This window comes from Aquabacterium sp., from assembly GCF_035476535.1.
GTDB lineage: Bacteria > Pseudomonadota > Gammaproteobacteria > Burkholderiales > Burkholderiaceae_C > Pseudaquabacterium.
This window is the reverse complement of the sequence record NZ_DATILJ010000014.1, coordinates 31,658-51,340: the sequence shown is the minus strand read 5'-3', so window position 1 is coordinate 51,340 and position 19,683 is coordinate 31,658. Positions and strand designations below refer to the sequence as shown.

The window sequence follows — 19,683 nt, the reverse complement described above, 5'->3', positions numbered from 1 at the left end:
GGCCTGCGGGCGCTGCGCTTCCAGGTGTCTTGATCTGTGTCAGAGTTTGCCTGAATTTCAGTAAATACTGAAAACTCAGAATGTATTGACCGAGCCGGACGCACGGGCATCCCTGTCGGCCGTGGGCGGCCGGGGCGTGCGCTACATTGCGCGCCATGTCGAAACCTGATGAAGGCTTGGCCGGGCGCCACATCGTGCTCGGTCTGTCCGGTGGCATTGCCTGCTACAAGTCCGCCGAACTGGTGCGTGAACTCGGCCGCGCCGGTGCTACCGTGCAGGTGGTGATGACCGAGGCCGCTCAGGCCTTCATCACGCCGGTCACGATGCAGGCCTTGTCCGGCCGGCCGGTGCTGAGCAGCCAGTGGGACGCGCGCGAGCCGAACAGCATGGCGCACATCAACCTGTCGCGCGAAGCCGACGCGATCCTGGTGGCGCCGGCCTCGGCCGATTTCATCGCGAAGATCGCGCAGGGCCGGGCGGACGAGTTGCTGTCGCTGCTGTGTGTGGCACGACCGATCGACAAATGCCCGCTGCTGCTGGCACCGGCGATGAACCGCGAGATGTGGCTGCACCCGGCAACGCAGCGCAACGTGGCGCAGGCGGTGGCCGATGGCGCGACGGTGCTCGGGCCCGGCGAGGGCGACCAGGCCTGCGGCGAGATCGGCGACGGCCGCATGCTCGAGGCCACTGAGCTGTGCGACGAGTTGATCGCCTTCTTCCAGCCCAAGCTGCTGGCCGGCCAGCGCGTGCTGATCACCGCCGGGCCGACCTTCGAAGCCATCGATCCGGTGCGCGGCATCACCAATCTGTCCAGCGGCAAGATGGGCTTTGCCATCGCGCGGGCCGCGCAGGAGGCGGGCGCCGAGGTCACGCTGGTTGCCGGGCCGGTGCACCTGCCGACGCCGCGCCATGTGCGCCGCATCGATGTGCGCAGCGCGCAGCAGATGCATGACGCGGTGCTGCCGCTGGCACCGTCGCAGCAGGTGTTCGTCGCCACTGCGGCGGTGGCCGATTGGCGCCCGGCCAGCCTGGCCGAACACAAGATCAAGAAGGACGGCACGCACCGCGTGCCGAGCTTCGAGCTGAGCGAGAACCCCGACATCCTGGCGGCGGTGGCGCGCTTGCCGGTGCGGCCCTACTGCGTCGGCTTCGCGGCCGAGAGCCAGGACGTCGCCCACCATGCCCGCGAAAAGCTGCTGCGCAAGAACGTGCCGCTGATCGTCGGCAATCTCGGGCCGGCCACCTTCGGTCGCGACGACAACACGCTGGTGCTGGTGGATGCCGCCGGTGATCGCGAGATTCCCACTGCCGACAAACTGAGCCTCGCCCGCACGCTGGTGCGCGAGATCGCCGACCGACTTCCCACATGACAACGATAGACGTGAAAGTGCTCGATGCCCGCATGGCCGAGCAGTTGCCGGGTTATGCCACGCCCGGCAGCGCCGGCCTGGATCTGCGCGCTTGCCTCGATGCGGCGCTGGTGCTGGAACCCGGCCAATCGGCGCTGATTCCGACCGGCTTGTCCATCCACATCGGCGACCCCGGCCTGGCCGCGATGATCCTGCCGCGCTCGGGCCTGGGCCACAAGCACGGCATCGTGCTCGGCAACCTGGTCGGGCTGATCGACAGCGATTACCAGGGGCCGCTGATGGTCAGCTGCTGGAACCGCGGCAGCACCACGTTCACGGTCCAGCCGATGGAGCGCATTGCGCAGATGATCATCGTGCCGGTGGTGCAGGCGACCTTCCGCCGTGTCGACGACTTCGAGACCTCGGCGCGCGGCGAAGGCGGCTTCGGCTCGACCGGAAAAGCCTGATCAGTGCAGGTGCGGTGAGGGCGGCGCGGCGGCCAGCAGGCTGACCGCACCTTCGGCGACCGAGCGCGCTTCGACCTCTTCTTCGCTGGCCTCGCGCACCGCGATCACCTTGACCTGCAGCTGCAGCGCCACGCCGGCCAGCGGGTGGTTGCCGTCCAGCACCACATGCGAGGGGTAGATCTCGGTCAGCGTGTAGATCAGCTCCGGCGGCATGCCGGTGGTCTGCGCGCCTTCGGGCAGGCCGTCGAACTGCATGCCTTCTTCGATGCCTTCGGGGAACAGCGAGCGGTCCTCGAAGCACACCAGCTCGGCGCGGTAGTCGCCGAAGGCATGCTCGGGCTCGAGGTACAGATCGGTTTCGAAGCCGGCTTCCTGGCCGGCAATCGCTTCTTCCAGCTTGGGCAACAGATCGTCGCCGCCGAAGAAGAATTCGAGCGGTTCGGTCAGCTCGTCAATGGCCTGGCCTTGGCCATCGGCCAGGGTCCAGGTGAGGCTGACGACGCAGGGGTCGGTGATCAACATCGGGGCATGATCGCATATCCGCAAGCGACAATTCGGCGATGGATATCGATGCTCCGTTGGTCTTGCTGGGTGGTTTGTCGCCGGCCACGTTCATGCGCCGGCACTGGCAGAAGAAGCCCTTGCTGGTGCGCCAGGCCATCGCGCCGGCACAGCCCCCGATCACACGCTCGGCGCTGTTCGAGTTGGCCGGGCAGCAAGGCGTCGAAGCCCGGCTGCTGACGCGGACCGACGGGCGCTGGAAGCTGCGCCACGGCCCGTTCACGCGCCGCGCGCTGCCGCCCTTGAACCGGCCGGACTGGACGCTGCTGGTGCAGGGGCTGGACTTGCATGTGCCGGCCGCGCATGAACTGTTGTCGCAATTCCGCTTCGTGCCCGAGGCGCGGTTGGACGATCTGATGGTTTCCTATGCCACGCCTGGCGGCGGTGTCGGCCCGCACCTGGATTCCTACGATGTGTTCCTGCTGCAGGTGCAAGGGCATCGGCGCTGGCGCATCGGGCCGGTGGCCGACCGCTCGCTGGTCGATGGCCTGCCGGTGAAGATCCTGCGTCACTTCGAGCCGAGCGAAGAATGGCTGCTGGCGCCCGGCGACATGCTCTACCTGCCGCCGCTGTGGGGCCACGATGGCGTGGCGCTGGACGAATGCATGACCTGCTCGATCGGCTTTCGTGCGTCCACCGCGAGCGAGCTCGCGCAGCAGTTGTTGCCGCGCCTGGCCGAGGACATCGAGCCGCCATCGCGTGACGCGTTGTACCGCGATGCCACGCAGCCGGCCACGGCCGAACCGGGCCGCGTGCCGGAGGCCTTGCGCGGCTTTGCGCTGGCGGCCTTGATGCGTGTGCTCGACGACCCGCGTGCACTGGACCGGGCGTTGGGCTCACTGATCAGCGAGCCCAAGCCGCAGGTCTGGTTCGACGCCGGCGAGGCCTTGCCGCAAGCCCCCGCGGCGCTGGTGCTGGACCGCCGCACACGCATGGTCTACGACGATCATCATGTGTTCATCAATGGCGAGGCTTTTGCGGCATCCGGCCGCGATGCGCGGCTGATGCGCCAGTTGGCCGATCAGCGCCGGCTGCCGGCCACGGCGCTGCGGCAATTGGGCGAAGGCGCACGCGACTTGCTGGATGATTGGGCCCAGGCCGGTTGGCTGCATGCCGAGGAGACGCTGAATGTCTGATGCTGCGAATTTCCTGATCGAAGGCCGTGGCGACGTGATCGATGTGCTGCGCCAATTGCTGGTCGCGAGTGCCAATGCGGGCGTGCGCGAGCTGCGCTGCGTCGATGCGAACTTCGTTGATTGGCCGCTCGACGACTCGTCGGTGCTGGATGCGCTGGTGCGCTGGGCCCGCCCGCCCGGGCGCATGCTGTGCTTCATTGCGCAGGACTTCGACGCGCTGGCGCGCAAGCATCCGCGCTTCACCGCCTGGCGGCGCGATTGGGCTCATCGCTTCGAGGCCTTGCAGCCAATCGACCTGGCCGGCGCAGAACTGCCCACGCTGCTGTGGGCCGGCATGCAGGGTGTCGAGTTGCTTGATCGCGAACGCTGGCGCGCGCGCTGGCTGCGTGATCCGGCCGAATTGCGAGCCCGAAAGGAAGAATTTGAGGCGATTGCGCAACGCTGCGAACCGGCTTGGCCCTCTACGACCCTCGGACTCTAGGGATCATCCCTAGGCTTGCTACAATCGCAGGCTGGGCTTGGAAAGGCTCGAGCTTTTTAAGCCTGGTTTCTCGACAGAGTCTGCATTGCATGACAAGTCAGATTCATTACCGGTAATTCGTCGACACTTTTCACTGAGGACACAAATGAACAAGTCGCTCCTGTTGGCTTCCCTGGTTGCTACCGTTGCGCTGAGCGCTTGCGGCAAGAAAGAAGAAGCCCCGGTTGCTCCGCCGCCCGCTCCGGTGGCCGCTCCGGCCCCCGCGCCGGCTCCGGCTCCAGATGCGATGGCCTCGGCTCCGGCCGCTGACGCTGCCGCCGCTGCTGCTGCCTCTGCTGCTGCCAGCAAGTAATCGGCAACAGCGCGCAAGCGACAAGAAAAAACCGCCCCTCGGGGCGGTTTTTTTGTGGCCCGCGTCGAGTCGCGGGCCGATAAGCGGTCTTACTTCAGCTCGTCGATCAAGCGTGCGACGATCAGCTTCGCGGCTTCGCCGTTGTCGGCCGTGCCCTGGCTGTTCAGCACCGACACCTGGGTCTTGGCACCGACGGCTTTCACTGACAGACGATAACGTTGCAGTGCCGCGGCCGCTGCCTTGTCGCCACCACCGAAGAGCTTGCTGAAGAAGCCCGGCTCTTCCTTGCCGGCCAGCTTCGGGTCGACATAACGCACGTAGTACAGGCCGGCGCTGCGGTCGCGGTCTTCGACGGTGAAGCCGCCGCGGTCCAGCGCCAGGCCCACGCGGCGCCAGGCGCGGTCGAACGCCTCGTCCACTTCCATCGCGGCACCCGGCTGGTCGCTGACCAGGCGTGCGCGAACCGGCTGGTCCGGCGCGTTGGCCACCGTCGCGCGGGCCACTTCTTCCTTGGCACCAAGGCGCACCATCAGGCGCGACAGGAACTCCGCTTCCAGCTGCGGGTCGTTGGGCCGCGATTGCCAGCTGGTGTTGTCCCGCCTTTCGTTGGTGTAGATCTCCGACAGCCCGCGGTGGGTGATGAAGATCTCGCTGCCGGTGCCGGAGCGGTCGATGCGGGTGCGGAAGCGGTCGCGTTCGGAGGTTGAGAACAGGCTGTCGAAAACCTTGCCGATGGTGTTGCGGATGAAGTCCTGCGGCAGCTTGGCGCGGTTCTCGGCCCAATCGGTTTCCATCACGCCGATTTCGGCGTTGTCCAATGTCAGCGTGAAGCCGCGTTCGATCCAGAAGCTGCGCACCTGCGGCCACAGTTTTTCCGGCGGCAGCGTGCTGACCAGCCAGCGCTGGTTGCCCTGGCGTTCGATGCGCATCTCGCCGATCGACGCCGGCGCCACCGCCGGACCCGTGGGCGCGGCACTGGTCTGCTGCGTGCCTTGCTGCATCGCGGTGGCGCTGACGACGCCAGCTTGCGGCTGGTAGCGCGCATCGCGGGCCAGCTGGGTCAGATCGGGGGGCACTTCCAGCGGCGTGGTCTTGCCGGCCTGTGAGCGGTAATCCACCTTGTCGCCCGACAGCGTGGTGTCGAAGGACGAGCAGCCGGCCAGGGCCAGGGCCATGGCCAGCGCAGCTGCGCCAGTCGGGGTAACGACAAACACACGATTCACAGTGCGGATCTCCAGATCAGGCCCCGGCCGCTATGGCCATGCGTGGGCGCTTGGGGGCTAAGGGCGGGGCGAAGGAAGGACGGTCAGGCGACGAACGACAGGGACAGCGAGGTCGGCGCGCGGGCCCGATTACAGCAGATCGGCGTCGCGCAACGCACGGTCGACCAGGCCGCGGCCGATCTCCGTCAGCGGCACGATGGGCAGGCGCACATCCGGCCGGCACAGGCCCAGCCGGGACATCGCCCACTTGGTCGGTGCCGGGCTGGGTTCGCAGAACAGCTGCTTGTGCAGCGACAGCAGGCGCAGGTGGATCGAGCGAGCGACCTGCACCTGGCCGTCGATCGCCGCGATGCACAGCTCGTGCATCAGGCGCGGTGCGACGTTGGCGGTGACGCTGACATTGCCGTGGCCGCCCAGCAGCATCAGCGCGATCGCGGTGCCGTCGTCGCCCGAGTAGATCGAAAAGTGCTCGGGTGCGCCCTTGATCAGCGTGGCCGCGCGTTCGATGTTGCCGGTGGCTTCCTTGATGCCGACGATGCCGGGCACCTCGGCCAGCCGCAGCGTGGTTTCGGGCAGCATATCGGCCACCGTGCGGCCGGGCACGTTGTACAGCACCACCGGCAGGTCCACGGCCTCGGCGATGGCCTTGAAATGCTGGTAGATGCCTTCCTGCGAGGGCTTGTTGTAGTAGGGCACGACCTGCAGCGTGCAGTCGGCGCCAACGGACTTGGAGAAGCGTGTCAGCTCGATCGCTTCCCGCGTGGAATTGGCGCCGGCGCCGGCCATGATCGGCACGCGGCCCGCGGCATGCTCGACGGCGACGCGGATGATGTCGCAATGCTCCTGCACCGAGATGGTGGGGGACTCGCCGGTCGTGCCGACCACGCCGATGCAATCGGTGCCTTCGGCGATATGCCAATCGATCAGGCGGCGCAGGCCGTCGAAATCGACGCTGCCGTCTTCTTGCATCGGCGTCACCAACGCGACGATGCTGCCAACAATGGGTTTCATGCGCTTTCCTTGCAAGCCGGCGATTTTAGCCGGGCGGAGCAGGCGGGCTGGACAGCGGGTAGCGCGGCGGTGCCGAGGCGCCGGCTTCTTCGCGCACCGCCACCACGCGCTGCACGAAGCGCTCGGGTGCGGGCAGGAAGCCGTCTTCATAGGCGACGATGCGCAGGCCCTGGCAGACGCGCAGCAGTTCACCGGCTTCCAGCAGAAAGGCCGGGCGCGCCGGCCGGCCGACGGTTTGATGGCCGTGTGCAAAGGTTTCGTAAAGCAGCCAGCCGCCGGGCGCCACCGCATCCAGCAGCAGCGGCCACAGCGGGCGCCACAGGTAGTTGGTGACGAGCACGGCGTCGAAGGTCCGGCCGGCGCAGGGCCAGGGCCCGGCCTCGATGTCGGCGGTGATCAGCTCGGCCACACCCTGCAGGCCGCTCAGCGCATCCGCATCACGGTCGATTGCCGTCACGGCGCAGCCCCGTGCGGCCAGCCAGCGCACGTGGCGCCCGCGGCCGCAGGCCACGTCGAGTACGCGCGCACCGGCGGGCAGCAGATGGGCCCAGCGCTGCACCCAGGGTGAAGGCGCTTCGTCGCCGTGCATCAGAAGCAGGCCCAGACGCGGGTGGCCAGGTCCACCGCCAGGTGCGGGTTCAGGTAGGCGGCGAACACCAGGGTCAATGCTGCGGCGATGGTCGCGCCGAGCAGCAGCCGAGACACGCGGCGCAAGGCAGGCATCAGGCCCCCGCCGCGGCCGGCCGCACGATGGCTGTCTCCCGCACCGGTAAATTGATCAGCGCTGCCGCAACACCCAGCACCACCGCCATCCACCAGACCACCGTGTAGCCGCCGGTCAGGTCGTAGAGCTTGCCGCCCAACCACACGCCGAGGAAGGAGCCCACCTGGTGGCTGAGGAACACGAAGCCGCTCAGCATCGACATGTAGCGCACGCCGAAGATCTGCGCGACCACGGCATTCGTCGGCGGCACGGTGGACAGCCACAGCAGCCCGATCGTCGCCGAGAACAGGTAGACGCTGATCGGCGTCAGCGGCGCCAGGATGAAACAGACGATCGCCACCGAGCGCAGCGCATAGATGGCCGCGAGGATGTTCTTCTTCTGCATGCGCTGGCCCAGCATGCCCGCCCCGTAGGTGCCGAAGACATTGCACAAGCCGATCAAGGCCAGCGCGGTAGTGGCCACTTCGGGCCCGAGGCCCTGGTCCTTCAGGTAGCTGGGCATGTGCACGCCGATGAAAACCACCTGGAAACCGCAGACGAAATAGCCCGCCATCAGCAACTGGAAGCTGCGGTAGCCGAAGGCCTCGCGCAGCGCCTGGGCAATGCTTTGCTGCTGGCCGGTGTGGGCGGCCATCGGCGGTTCCTTCAGGCCGAAGGCCAGCGGCAGGATGGCCAGTGCCGCGCAGCCCAGGATGAACAAGGCCTGCTGCCAGCCCCACTGGCCGATCAGCCAGCTTTCCACCGGCACCATCAGGAACTGGCCGAAGGAGCCGGCCGCGGCCGTCACGCCCATCGCCCAGGAGCGCTTCTCGGGCGCGATGTTGCGACCGATCACGCCGTAGATCACGGCGTAGGTGGTGCCCGATTGCGCCATGCCCAGCAGCAGCCCGGCGCTGCCCATGAAGGCCAGGCCGGTGTTCGACAATCCCATCAGCACCAGCCCGGCCGCGTACAGCACGCCACCGACCAGCAGCACGCGGAAGGCGCCGAAACGGTCGGCCACCATGCCGGCGAACGGCCCGGCCAGGCCCCAGGCCAGGTTCTGGATCGCGATGGCGAACGCAAAGGTTTCGCGGGTCCAGCCACGGTCGGTGGTGATGGGCCCGAGCCACAGCCCGAAGCCGTGGCGAATGCCCATCGACAGCGTGACGACCGCGGCACCGCAAATCAGCACCTGGGTCATCGACAGGGGGACCCGCGGCGCGCTGTTGTTGCTTGTCATCCGGGCACTGTAGCGAATCGAACAGCCCGGGTTTCATCGAGGGGCATCTCTAGAATCCGCCGCCATGGCAAGCAGCAAACAACAACCCGGCAGCTACGGCGAAGCCTCGATCCGCGTTCTCAAGGGCCTGGAGCCGGTCAAGCAGCGGCCGGGCATGTACACCCGCACCGACAACCCCTTGCACGTGATCCAGGAGGTCATCGACAACGCAGCCGATGAGGCGCTGGCCGGCTTCGGCAAGCGCATCGGCGTGACGGTGCATGCCGACGGCTCGGTCAGCGTCGACGACGACGGGCGCGGCATCCCCTTCGGCCTGCATCCCGAAGAAAAGGTGCCGGTGGTCGAGATCGTCTTCACCCGCCTGCATGCCGGCGGCAAGTTCGACAAGGGCGCCGGCGGCGCCTACAGCTTCTCCGGCGGCCTGCATGGCGTCGGTGTCAGCGTGACGAATGCGCTGGCCAAGCGACTGCAGGTGACGGTGTGGCGCGAGGGCCAGGCGGCGGCGCTGGCGTTTTCCGGCGGGGACGTGATCGAGCCGCTGGTGCTGCGCAAGTCAGTCGCCGGCGAGCGCAAGCAGGGCACCAGCGTGCGGGTGTGGCCGGATGCCAAGTACTTCGAGAGCACCGAGTTCCCGAAAAATGAACTGATGCACCTGTTGCGCAGCAAGGCCGTGCTGATGCCGGGTGTCACGGTCACGTTGACCCATGAGAAGAGCGGCGAGACGCAGACCTGGCTGTACAAGGGCGGCCTGCGCGACTACCTGATGCAGGGGCTGCCCGCGGATCCGCTGATCCCGCTGTTCGAAGGCGAGAACTACGCGTCCGGCAACGAGACCGAGAACTTTGCCGAAGGTGAGGGCGCCGCCTGGGTGCTGGCCTTTACCGAAGAAGGCAGCGTGCTGCGCGAGAGTTATGTCAACCTGATTCCGACCTCGGCGGGCGGTACCCATGAGTCCGGCCTGAAGGACGGGCTGTTCGGCGCCGTGAAGGCCTTCGTCGAGCTGCACTCGATGTTGCCCAAGGGCGTGAAGCTGATGCCCGAAGACGTGTTCTCGCGCGCCAGTTTCGTGCTCTCGGCCAAGGTACTGGACCCGCAGTTCCAGGGTCAGATCAAGGAACGGCTGAACAGCCGCGACGCGTTGCGGCTGGTCTCGGCCTACTTGCGTCCGCCGCTGGAGCTGTGGCTGAACCAGCACGTGGCCGACGGCAAGAAGCTGGCCGAGTTGGTGATCAAGCAGGCGCAGACCCGCCAGCGCGCCAGCCAGAAGGTGGAAAAACGCAAGGGCTCGGGCGTCGCCGTGCTGCCCGGCAAGCTGACCGATTGCGAGAGCCGCGACCTGACGCTGAATGAAGTGTTCCTGGTCGAGGGGGACTCGGCCGGTGGCTCGGCCAAGATGGGCCGCGACAAGGAAACCCAGGCCGTGCTGCCGCTGCGCGGCAAGGTGCTGAACGCCTGGGAAGTGGAACGCGACCGGCTGTTCGCGAACAACGAGATCCACGACATCGCGGTGGCCATCGGGGTTGACCCGCATGGCCCGAACGACACACCCGACCTGGGCGGTCTGCGCTACGGCAAGGTCTGCATCCTGAGCGATGCCGACGTCGATGGCTCGCACATCCAGGTGCTGCTGCTGACCCTCTTCTTCCGCCACTTCCCCAAATTGGTGGAGGCTGGCCATGTGTACGTGGCCAAGCCGCCGCTGTTCCGCGTCGACGCACCGGCGCGCGGCAAGAAGCCGGCGGCCAAGCTGTATGCACTGGACGAGGGCGAACTCGAAGCATCGCTGGACAAGCTACGCAAGGAAGGTGCCCGCGAAGGCTCCTGGAGCATCAGCCGCTTCAAGGGCCTGGGTGAAATGAACGCCGAGCAACTGTGGGAGACCACGCTGAACCCGGAAACGCGCCGCCTGCTGCCGGTGGCCTACGGCGCGATCAGCTTCGATGAGACCGTGCAGGCGATGACGCGTTTGATGGGCAAGGGCGAGGCCGCGGCGCGCCGCGAACTGATGGAGCTGCATGGCGATGCCATCGACATTGACGTCTAGGTTTGAACTTCAGCCATCGGACTAGGCGTTTCCCCGTCCCACATGTTCAGGGGGATTGACGTGCCGTCGGCGGATGCTAACCATGCCTGCTTTCAACCATCCCGTCGGAGCATATGCACATGCGCAAAGCCAAGATCACGATTGCCGCCACCTGTGCGGCAATTGGAATGGCAGTCTCAATGCTGGCCATGCCCCTGGCAGCGCAGGCTCAGGCCACAAGCCAGAACGTCCGCGTCGCCATTGCGTACAAGAGCGGTACCGGCCTGCAGGTTCGCGCCGCGGTCCTGAAAGCCGGCGGCACCGTGTCCCACGACATGGGCGAAGCCGATTCGATGATCGCCGACCTGCCGCGCGCCAAGCTGGCCACGCTGCGGGCGATGGCGCAGGTCGAATTCGTCGATGCCGGCGTCCAGCGCAGCATCCAGGGCCAACCCGGCAAACGGGTTCGCGCCGCCGTGACATCCAGCCAGACCGTGCCCTACGGCATCACGATGGTCCAGGCGGACCAGGTGTCGGACGCCAGTGCCGGCAACCGCAAGGTGTGCATCGTCGACTCCGGCATCGATACCACCCACGAAGACCTGGCTGCGATCCCCAAGACCGGCGAGAACTTCACCTCGTCCGGCACCTGGGACTCCGACGAAAACTCCCACGGCACCCACGTCGCCGGCACCATCGCGGCGATCAACAACTCGGTGGGCGTGATCGGCGTGGCGCCGAGCGGCAACCTCAAGCTGCACATCGCCAAGGTGTTCGACGTCACCGGCAGCGCCAGCAGCCTGGTCATTGCGAAGGCCATGCTCAGCTGCGTGCGTGCCCGCGCCAACGTCGTCAGCATGTCGCTGGGCGGCTCCTCCCCCAGCCCGATCGAGCAGAGGGTCGCCACCTTGATGAGCAAGCGTGGCATGCTGGTCATCGCAGCCGCCGGCAATGCTGGCGACACGTCCACCTCCTACCCGGCAGGCTTCGTCGAAGTGATGTCGGTGGCCGCGATCGACGAGAACATGGCCAAGGCCGGCTTCTCGCAATCGAACGCCGATGTTGAAATCGCCGCGCCGGGCGTGGCCGTGCTCTCCACGATCCCGCCTGGCATCGCATCGGATGGCACGCTGACGGTCGGCGCCTCGCCCTACGCGGTGATCCCGATGACCGGTTCGCCGCGAACCACGGCGACCGGCCCACTGGCTGATTTCGGTCTGGGGGACACGCCTGTTGCCGGCTCGATGAGCGGCAGTGTCTGCCTGATCTCGCGCGGCAGCATCGCGTTCTCCGACAAGGTGCTGAACTGCCAGAACAGCGGTGGCATCGGCGCGGTGATCTACAACAACGCCGCGGGCGAGTTGCTCGGCACCCTGGGTGACGTGGCGACGACCATCCCGTCGGTCGGCGCCCTGCAGTCCGATGGCGCGACGATGCTGACCCAGCTGGGCCAGTCGACCACGGTCACCGTGGTGGCGGGCACCGCGCTGTACGCCAACTTCAACGGCACCTCGATGGCCACGCCGCATGTCTCCGCCGTTGCCGCGCTGGTGTGGAGCCTGCATACCGGCTGCACGGCCGAGCAGATCCGCAGCACGCTGAACAAGAGTGCGGTGGACCTCGGCGCCGTAGGTCGCGACAACGACTTCGGCTTCGGTCTGGTCCAGGCCAAGGTCGCGCACGACCGCATCACGTCGATGGGTTGCACCAACTGAGCACGAGCTCGCTCGACTGTTGACTGATCACCGGGGCCGCGAAAGCGGCCCCGTTTCGTTGGCGGGCGGCACAATCGATCGCTCATGAATCCTGCTCCGACCACCCGCCTGCGGCTGCGGCCGACGATGCTCAGCGACCTGGACTTCGTCGTCTCGGTCGAAACCGATGCGCGCAACCTGCCGTTCATCTCGCCCTGGGAGCGCACGCAGCACGAAGGCGCCTTGCGCTTTCCCGACCTGCGGCACTTCATCGTCGAAGCCGGGCCGGACTATGAGCGCACCGGCTTCGTCATCCTGCAGGGCTGCCGCAACCAACACCGCAGCGTCGAGTTGAAGCGCATCGTGTTGCAGGTCAAGGGCCAGGGCCTGGGCCGCGCCTGCGTGCGCCTGTTGAAGCTGATGGCCTTTCGCGACCTGCATGCCCACCGCTTCTGGCTCGACGTGAAAGGCCTGAACCAGCGCGCGCTGGCACTGTATGCCAGCGAAGGGTTTGTCGAGGAAGGCCGGTTGCGCGAAAGCGTGCGCGTCAACATCGACGGTGCCGACGGCTACGACTCGCTGATCGTCATGAGCATGCTCGACCGCGAGTTCCAGGCCCGCATCGCCCTCGGGCATGAGGGCGCTGCCCAGGCCTCCGGGCGGCCGCCGTCGGGGGCCTGACCCAGGCCGACCGGGCGCCAGCCGCTGCCGCCCGGCTGCGTGGTTCAATTCAGGAACTTCAACCCCCAGCGAACAGCCATGAAACGCCATTTTTCCTGGGCCCTGAGCGGCCTGCTGGTCTTGTCGGCCGTGCCCACCGCGGCGCTGGCGCAGAGCGATTGGGCGCCTTGCGCCAACGAAGGCGAAGCCTGCCGCTTCAAGGGCGAGGCGCTGGTGCGCTTCGGCATCGACGGCCGCTACAGCTTCCGCGTGGTGCGCAACCAGGTGGCCTGCGACACCGAGGAGTTCGGCGATCCGGCGCCCAACCGGACCAAGCAGTGCCAGGTCTCGCTGAACTGGCGCCAGGACATCCGCTACCGCGGCTGGCGCGAAGACGGCCGTGACAGCGCCGGCTGGGTGCTGTGCGCCAGCGAAGGTGAACGCTGCCGCGTGCCCGGCCCGGGCCGCGTGCGCTACGGCGCCGGTGGCCAGTACGCCTACCGCGATGTCGCCAACACGGTGCGCTGCAACAACGAGGTGTTCGGCGACCCGGCGCCTGACGTTGCCAAGCAGTGCGAGTACCTGCTGGGCGTCGGCGCCGGCGGCACCAGCGACCCGCGTCCGCCGGCACCCGGCGTCGGCCTGCCCTGGACGGCCTGCGCGAACGAGAACGGCCAGTGCAGTTTCAGGGGCCCCGGCATGCTTCGCTACGGCGCCAACGGCCGCTACGCCTACCGTGAAGCGCTGAACGGCCTGGTCTGCAGCAACGACAGCTTCGGCGTCGACCCGGCGCCCGGCCAGGTCAAGCGCTGCGAAATGCTGCGCCTGGGCCGCTGAGGCCAGCGTGCCGGCGCCTGGGCGCCGGCACGGCACAATGCCCGCTCCGGGGCCCCAGGGCCCCGTCTGTCTTGCTGCCCCGCCTGTCTTGCGTGCCCCCTGAATGCCTGAACAACTCTCCTTGATGCCGCCCGCGGAACCACCGGCAGGCGGCGACTCGATCACGCTGGCCCACTACGCCGAACGGGCCTACCTCGAATACGCGCTGAGCGTCGTCAAGGGCCGCGCGCTGCCCGATGTCTGCGACGGCGCCAAGCCGGTGCAGCGCCGCATCCTGTATGCGATGCAGCGCATGGGCCTGAGCTTCGGTGCCAGCGGTGCGCCCAAGCCGGTGAAAAGCGCCCGCGTCGTCGGCGACGTGCTCGGCAAGTTCCACCCGCACAGCGACCAGGCGGCCTACGACGCGCTGGTGCGCATGGCGCAGGACTTTTCGCAGCGCTACCCGCTGATCGATGGCCAGGGCAACTTCGGCAGCCGCGACGGCGATGGCGCCGCGGCGATGCGCTACACCGAAGCGCGGCTGAGCCCGATCGCCCGGCTGCTGCTCGACGAACTCGACGAAGGCACGGTCGACTTCATCCCGAACTACGACGGCTCGACCGAAGAGCCCAAGCTGCTGCCGGCGCGCCTGCCCTTCGTGCTGCTCAATGGGGCCAGCGGCATTGCCGTCGGCCTGGCCACCGAGATCCCCAGCCACAACCTGCGCGAAGTGGCGGCTGCCGCAGTGGCGCTGATCCGCGACGACAAGCTCAGCGACGACGCGCTGTACACCCTGCTGCCTGGCCCCGATTTCCCCGGCGGCGGTCAGCTGATCTCGGCCGACGCCGACATCCGCGAGGCCTACGCCAGCGGCCGCGGCAGCCTGAAGCTGCGCGCGCGCTGGAAGATCGAGGATCTGGCACGTGGCCAGTGGCAGCTGGTCGTCACCGAGTTGCCGGCCGGCACCAGTGCGAAGAAGGTGCTCGAGGAGGTCGAGGAACTCACCAACCCCAAGGTCAAGACCGGCAAGAAGGCGCTGTCCAGCGAGCAGGTGCAGCTGAAGGCGGCCGTGCTGGCGGTGCTGGACACCGTGCGCGACGAGTCCGGCAAGGAAGCCGCGGTGCGCCTGGTGTTCGAGCCCAAGAGCCGCACCATCGAACAGCAAGAGCTGATCACCACCTTGCTGGCCCACACCAGCCTCGAGACCAGCGTCTCGGTGAACCTGACGATGGTCGGCCGCGACGGCCGGCCGACGCAGAAGAGCCTGCGCCAGATGCTGGTGGAGTGGATCGACTTCCGCCAGCAGACGGTGCAGCGCCGCACCCAGCACCGGCTGGACAAGGTGCGCGACCGCATCCACATCCTCGAAGGCCGGCAGCTGGTGCTGCTGAACATCGACGAGGTGATCCACATCATCCGCACGGCCGACGAGCCCAAGCCGGCGCTGATCACGCGTTTCAAGCTGAGCGATCGCCAGGCCGAGGACATTCTCGACATCCGGCTGCGTCAGCTGGCGCGGCTGGAAGCGATCAAGATCGAGCAGGAGCTGAAGAGCCTGCGCGAAGATCAGGCCAAGCTGGAAGAGATCCTCGGCAGCCCGGCGGCCCTGAAGCGCACGGTGATCCGCGAGATCGAGACCGATGCGAAGACGCATGGCGACGATCGCCGCACCTTGATCCAGGCCGAGAAGCGCGTGGTCGCCGAGATCAAGGTGGTCGACGAGCCGGTGACCGTGGTCGTCAGCCTGAAGGGCTGGGTGCGGGCGCTGAAGGGCCATGAGATCGATGCCGCGACGCTGCAGTTCAAGGCCGGCGATGCGTTGTACGGCACCTTCCCGAGCCGCAGCGTCGACACCTTGCTGGTCTTCGGCTCGGCTGCCAACGGCAACGGCCGGGTGTACTCGGTGGCCATCAGCAGCTTGCCCGGCGGGCGCGGCGACGGCGTGCCGATCACCAGCCTGATCGACCTGGAAGCCGGCACGCAGCCGCAGCACTACTTCGCCGGTGCGGCCGAGACGAGGCTGCTGCTGGCCAACACCGGCGGCTTCGGCCTGCTGGCCAAGGCTGGCGACATGCAGGGCCGCAACAAGGCCGGCAAGAGCTTCCTGACCTTGGCCGACACCGACCGTGTCCTGCCGCCGGTGATCGTGGCCGCCGCGCACACGCAGGTCGCCTGCCTGTCGCTGGACGGCCGGCTGCTGGTGTTCCCGCTGGACGAGCTGAAGCTGCAGCCCAATGGCGGCAAGGGGTTGACGCTGATGGACGTCGACGACCAGGAGCCGCTGATCTCGGTGGCGACTTGTGCCGACAACTTGAAGGTGCTGGGCAGCGGTCGCGGCGGCAAGCCCAAGGAAGAAGACCTGAAGTACGCAGGCCTGGCGGCGCACACCGGCAAGCGGGCGCGCAAGGGCCGCAAGGTCGAGGGGCTGGTGAAGGTGATGCGCGTGGTGGTGTGAGCGCTGCGCACCCGCCGCTGTGGCGGCAGCGTGAATACATGCTGCTGTGGACGGCGCAGATCGTCTCCACCACCGGTTCGTATGCGGCCGGCGTGATCTACCCGCTGCTGGTCCTGGCGATCACGCACAGCCCGGCGACAGTGGGCCTGGTGTCGGCGCTGCGCATCACGCCCTACCTGATGCTGAGCCTGCCGGTCGGCGCCTTGATCGACCGCTGGAACCGCCGCCGCGTGATGCTGGTGTGCGATGTCGGGCGCGTCATCGTCGTCGGCAGCCTGGCTGTGGCCTGGCTGTTCGATGCGCTGGCGATGCCGCAGATCTATGTCGTCGCCATCGTCGAAGGCACGCTGATGGTGTTCTTCAACATCGCCGAGACGGCCGCGTTGCCGCGGGTGGTGGCCCATGCGCAACTGCCACAAGCCGCGGCGCAGAACCAGGTCGGTTTTGCCGGTGCCGCCATCGCCGGCCCGGCGCTGGGCACCTGGCTGTTCGGCAGCCTGGGCCGCGGTTTGCCGTTTGCGCTGAATGCGATCGGCTTCGCGGTGTCGGCACTGCTGATCTGGCGCTTGCGCACGCCCTTCGATCCAGCGCCGGCCCGCTCGGCGCTGAACATGCGCGCCGACATCGCCGAAGGCCTGCGCTGGCTGTGGCGAGAACGGCTGGTGCGCGACATGTCGATGCTGACCGGCGTCGCCAACTGCATTGCGTCGGCGATGCCCCTGCTCTTGATCGTGCTGGCGCAGCGCCAGGGCGCCAGCGAAGCACAGATCGGGCTCATCTTCAGCGCCGCCGGTGTCGGTGGTGTGCTCGGTGCGCTGGTCGGCGGCCAAGTACGGCAGTACCTCAGCTTCGGCCAGGTGATCATCGGCACGCTGGTACTGCAGGCGGTGCTGTTCCCGCTGCTGGGCGTGGCCGGCAGTGCGCTGGGCATTGGCCTGGTCTACGGGCTGATGCAGTTCTTCGCGCCGATCTACAACGTGGTGCAGTTCAGCCACCGCATCGCGATGATCCCGGACGGGCTGCAGGGACGCGTCAATAGCAGCTTCCGGCTCATCGCCCACGGGCTCAACCCGGTCGGCTCGGCCTTGTGCGGCTACACCATCGAACATGCCGGGCTGTTCTGGGCGCTGGCGCTGTTCGTGTTGATGCAGGCCGGCATCGCGCTGGCCGCGGCGCTGGACCCGGCGGTGCGGCAGGCGCAGCCGCTGCGCCACGCGCCGACGTCAGGTTAGCGGTCATCGAGGCGGTTCACGGCAACTCAAGGCAGCCGCGGTACCGCAGCAGGGCGCACGCGCCGCGCCCGGGTTGCTGCCCCCCAGCTGCGGGGGTGTTGACGCCGTTTGTTTCAGAAGTTCGGTGGCGACGCAACGCGCCAGCAACGCTGGCCGCGTGCCCTTGCCATGCCACGACTGCCGCGACAACAAAGTCGACCTGCCGTGATGCGGCAGTGAAACAGCCCGCCGCGACCATCTCGTCATCCCGCCGTTGGGCATCCGAGAAGGTCTCGGGTGAGACGCGCAGGTCAACATCATCAGAAGCGAGAACAGCATGGCAACGATCAAAGGCACCAACGTCACCGACAACCTCAAGGGTGGCAACGACAGCGACAAGATCTACGGCTACGACGGTGCCGACACGCTCGGCGGCGGCGACGGCGACGACTGGATCTGGGGCGGCAGCCACAACGACACCATTTACGGCGACGACGGCAACGACAAGCTGTACGGCGAATCCGGCAACGACAAGCTCGACGGCGGCTACGGTGACGACCAGCTCAACGGCGGCGACGGCGACGACGTGCTCTCGTGCGGCGGCGGCAGCAACCTGATGTATGGCGGCGCCGGCAACGACGTGCTGTCCACCAGCGGCGCAGGCGCCTGGCTGTCCACCACCAAGATGTACGGCGGCACCGGCAACGATGTCTACTCGATCACCCGCGTGTCCGATTCGACGCTGGTCGACGACGCGGTGCCGCAGGTGTTCGAGAACGCCGGCGAAGGCCTGGACACCGTCCACCTCGGCACCTCGTTCTTCAACGAGATGACCGAGTACCTGCTGCCCGCCAACGTCGAGAACCTGAACGTGTTCCGCATCCCGGCGGCGGCGCTGGCCGGCGATCCCGACGAGTACGCGAAGGTCAAGGGCAACAGCCTGGCCAACGTGATGGTCGGCAGCAACGAGGACGACGCGCTGTATGGCGGCGACGGCAACGACACCCTCTATTCGCGCAACCAGTCCGATGTCAACGTCGCTCGTCGCGACAATGGCCTCGGCGAGGACTACCTGAACGGTGGCAACGGCGACGACAAGCTGGTGGCCGTCGGCAACGACCGGCCGACGATGGAAGGCGGTTCGGGCAACGACACCTACGAGATCCAGAGCGGCAACTACGTCGGCACCGACATCGGCTTCTTCGCCGGCTGGGGCGTGCGTGAATGGTCGGGCCAGGGCGTGGACCACGTGCTGACCAAGGCCACCAGCACCTTCCTGCACAGCAACGTCGAGGACATGACCTACACCGGCACCGCGGCGGCCACCCGCCTGTGGGGCAACGCGCTGGCCAACGACATCGCCGGCGGCGGCGCCAGCGCCGACGAGATCAAGGGCTACGAAGGCGACGACGACCTGTACGGCGGCTTGGGCACCGGCGCCGACACGATCCTCGGCGGCAGCGGCAACGACATCGTGCGTGGCGATGGTGGCAATGACAAGCTGTACGGCGAGAGCGGCAACGACAAGGTCTACGGCGGCACGGGCGACGACGAAGCCTGGGGCGGCGACGGCAACGACTGGATCAGCGGCGAAGGCGGCAATGACAAGCTGTCGGGTGACGGTGGCAACGACGACCTGTACGGCTCCGGCGGCGACGACGTGCTGTGGGGTGGCGCCGGCATCGACAACCTGTCCGGCGGCGACAACAACGACACGCTGATGGGGGGTGACGACAACGACTACGCCCATGGCGGCAGCGGCAACGACTGGCTGTTCGGCGACAAGGGCAACGACACGCTGAGCGGCTTCCACGGCAACGACGTGCTGGTGGGCGGCTGGGGCATCGACAAACTGACCGGCGGCACCGGCAGCGACAAGTTTCGCTTCGACAGCATCCTCGACAGCGGCAGCACCACCGGCATCGACGTGCTGGCCGACTTCGAGCATGGCGTGGACAAGATCGACCTGTCGGCCATCGACGCCAACTACTGGTCGTCGGGCAACCAGGCCTTCAGCTTCCGCGGCACGCTGGGCTTCACGCCCGGCTTCCACCCGGGCGAGGTGACGGTCAGCTACCAGGGCGGCAACACCATCGTGCGAGCCGACTACGACGGCAACGCCAGCGCCGATTTCCAGCTCACGCTGACCGGCATCATCACGCTGGATGCGGGCGACTTCGTCTTGTGACGTAACGGGAAACGGGGGCGGGATGGGCGCGTCGTCGGTTCGATGCACAACCCTGGGGTGTCCCTGCATATCAGTGGTGCATGGACCGGGCGTAGACTGGCCTTCGCAGG

At 67.4% G+C, this 19,683-nt stretch carries 17 protein-coding genes; 11 read left to right on the top strand and 6 right to left on the bottom strand.

The features are described from left to right. Window positions 1-155: 155 nt before the first annotated feature. Both coaBC and dut read left to right on the top strand, forming a co-directional pair. Window positions 156-1,370 (top strand): bifunctional phosphopantothenoylcysteine decarboxylase/phosphopantothenate--cysteine ligase CoaBC, encoded by a 1,215-nt coding sequence (coaBC, locus tag VLK61_RS01450; protein WP_325417539.1) that lies wholly within the window; start codon window positions 156-158, stop codon window positions 1,368-1,370. After that, window positions 1,367-1,816, top strand: a complete 450-nt coding sequence (gene dut / locus VLK61_RS01445; protein ID WP_325417537.1) for a dUTP diphosphatase — start codon at window positions 1,367-1,369, stop codon at window positions 1,814-1,816. Before coaBC ends, dut begins: the two co-directional genes overlap by 4 nt. Here dut and VLK61_RS01440 read toward each other — a convergent pair whose 3' ends face one another. Then, a complete protein-coding gene (locus VLK61_RS01440; protein WP_325417536.1) occupies window positions 1,817-2,338 on the bottom strand; it encodes an FKBP-type peptidyl-prolyl cis-trans isomerase in 522 nt (173 codons plus the stop codon). It abuts the gene before it with no gap. Window positions 2,339-2,376: 38 nt separating this feature from the next. Here VLK61_RS01440 and VLK61_RS01435 point away from each other — a divergent pair, with 38 nt between their 5' ends. Then, complete coding sequence (locus tag VLK61_RS01435; protein WP_325417534.1) at window positions 2,377-3,513, top strand: JmjC domain-containing protein; 1,137 nt, start codon at window positions 2,377-2,379, stop codon at window positions 3,511-3,513. Then, the gene (locus VLK61_RS01430; protein ID WP_325417532.1) at window positions 3,506-3,994 is read left to right on the top strand and encodes a hypothetical protein; all 489 of its coding nucleotides are present in this window, start codon (window positions 3,506-3,508) and stop codon (window positions 3,992-3,994) included. Before VLK61_RS01435 ends, VLK61_RS01430 begins: the two co-directional genes overlap by 8 nt. A 441-nt stretch (window positions 3,995-4,435) precedes the next feature. Here VLK61_RS01430 and bamC read toward each other — a convergent pair whose 3' ends face one another. From bamC to VLK61_RS01405, 5 genes are all read right to left on the bottom strand, one after another. Further along, window positions 4,436-5,521: an outer membrane protein assembly factor BamC gene (gene bamC, locus VLK61_RS01425; protein ID WP_325417530.1), complete on the bottom strand. Its 1,086-nt coding sequence runs from the start codon at window positions 5,519-5,521 to the stop codon at window positions 4,436-4,438. A gap of 177 nt (window positions 5,522-5,698) precedes the next feature. Next, window positions 5,699-6,580: a 4-hydroxy-tetrahydrodipicolinate synthase gene (gene dapA / locus VLK61_RS01420; protein ID WP_325417528.1), complete on the bottom strand. Its 882-nt coding sequence runs from the start codon at window positions 6,578-6,580 to the stop codon at window positions 5,699-5,701. A 25-nt stretch (window positions 6,581-6,605) separates the two neighbouring features. Continuing rightward, window positions 6,606-7,169 carry a class I SAM-dependent methyltransferase gene (locus VLK61_RS01415; protein WP_325417526.1) on the bottom strand — a complete coding sequence of 188 codons (564 nt, stop codon included), beginning with the start codon at window positions 7,167-7,169 and terminating at the stop codon, window positions 6,606-6,608. Continuing rightward, window positions 7,169-7,303: a hypothetical protein gene (locus VLK61_RS01410; protein ID WP_325417524.1), complete on the bottom strand. Its 135-nt coding sequence runs from the start codon at window positions 7,301-7,303 to the stop codon at window positions 7,169-7,171. The genes VLK61_RS01415 and VLK61_RS01410 overlap by 1 nt, the downstream gene beginning before the upstream one ends. Next, on the bottom strand, window positions 7,303-8,526 hold the full coding sequence (locus VLK61_RS01405; RefSeq protein WP_325417522.1) for an MFS transporter: 1,224 nt from the start codon (window positions 8,524-8,526) through the stop codon (window positions 7,303-7,305). Before VLK61_RS01405 ends, VLK61_RS01410 begins: the two co-directional genes overlap by 1 nt. Before the next feature lie 64 nt (window positions 8,527-8,590). Here VLK61_RS01405 and VLK61_RS01400 point away from each other — a divergent pair, with 64 nt between their 5' ends. The 7 genes from VLK61_RS01400 (at window position 8,591) to VLK61_RS01370 (ending at window position 19,573) form a co-directional block, all read left to right on the top strand. Then, complete coding sequence (locus tag VLK61_RS01400; RefSeq protein WP_325417520.1) at window positions 8,591-10,570, top strand: DNA topoisomerase IV subunit B; 1,980 nt, start codon at window positions 8,591-8,593, stop codon at window positions 10,568-10,570. Window positions 10,571-10,749: 179 nt separating this feature from the next. Continuing rightward, window positions 10,750-12,264: a S8 family serine peptidase gene (locus tag VLK61_RS01395; RefSeq protein WP_325417518.1), complete on the top strand. Its 1,515-nt coding sequence runs from the start codon at window positions 10,750-10,752 to the stop codon at window positions 12,262-12,264. Window positions 12,265-12,348: 84 nt separating this feature from the next. Next, on the top strand, window positions 12,349-12,924 hold the full coding sequence (locus VLK61_RS01390) for a GNAT family N-acetyltransferase (RefSeq protein ID WP_325417516.1): 576 nt from the start codon (window positions 12,349-12,351) through the stop codon (window positions 12,922-12,924). 78 nt (window positions 12,925-13,002) lie between these two features. Next, window positions 13,003-13,740, top strand: a complete 738-nt coding sequence (locus tag VLK61_RS01385) for a hypothetical protein (RefSeq protein ID WP_325417514.1) — start codon at window positions 13,003-13,005, stop codon at window positions 13,738-13,740. A 103-nt stretch (window positions 13,741-13,843) separates the two neighbouring features. Beyond that, a complete protein-coding gene (parC, locus tag VLK61_RS01380; RefSeq protein WP_325417512.1) occupies window positions 13,844-16,174 on the top strand; it encodes a DNA topoisomerase IV subunit A in 2,331 nt (776 codons plus the stop codon). Beyond that, window positions 16,171-17,406: an MFS transporter gene (locus tag VLK61_RS01375; RefSeq protein ID WP_325417509.1), complete on the top strand. Its 1,236-nt coding sequence runs from the start codon at window positions 16,171-16,173 to the stop codon at window positions 17,404-17,406. Before parC ends, VLK61_RS01375 begins: the two co-directional genes overlap by 4 nt. A 316-nt stretch (window positions 17,407-17,722) precedes the next feature. Beyond that, window positions 17,723-19,573 carry a calcium-binding protein gene (locus tag VLK61_RS01370; RefSeq protein ID WP_325417507.1) on the top strand — a complete coding sequence of 617 codons (1,851 nt, stop codon included), beginning with the start codon at window positions 17,723-17,725 and terminating at the stop codon, window positions 19,571-19,573. The last annotated feature ends 110 nt before the right edge of the window (window positions 19,574-19,683 follow it).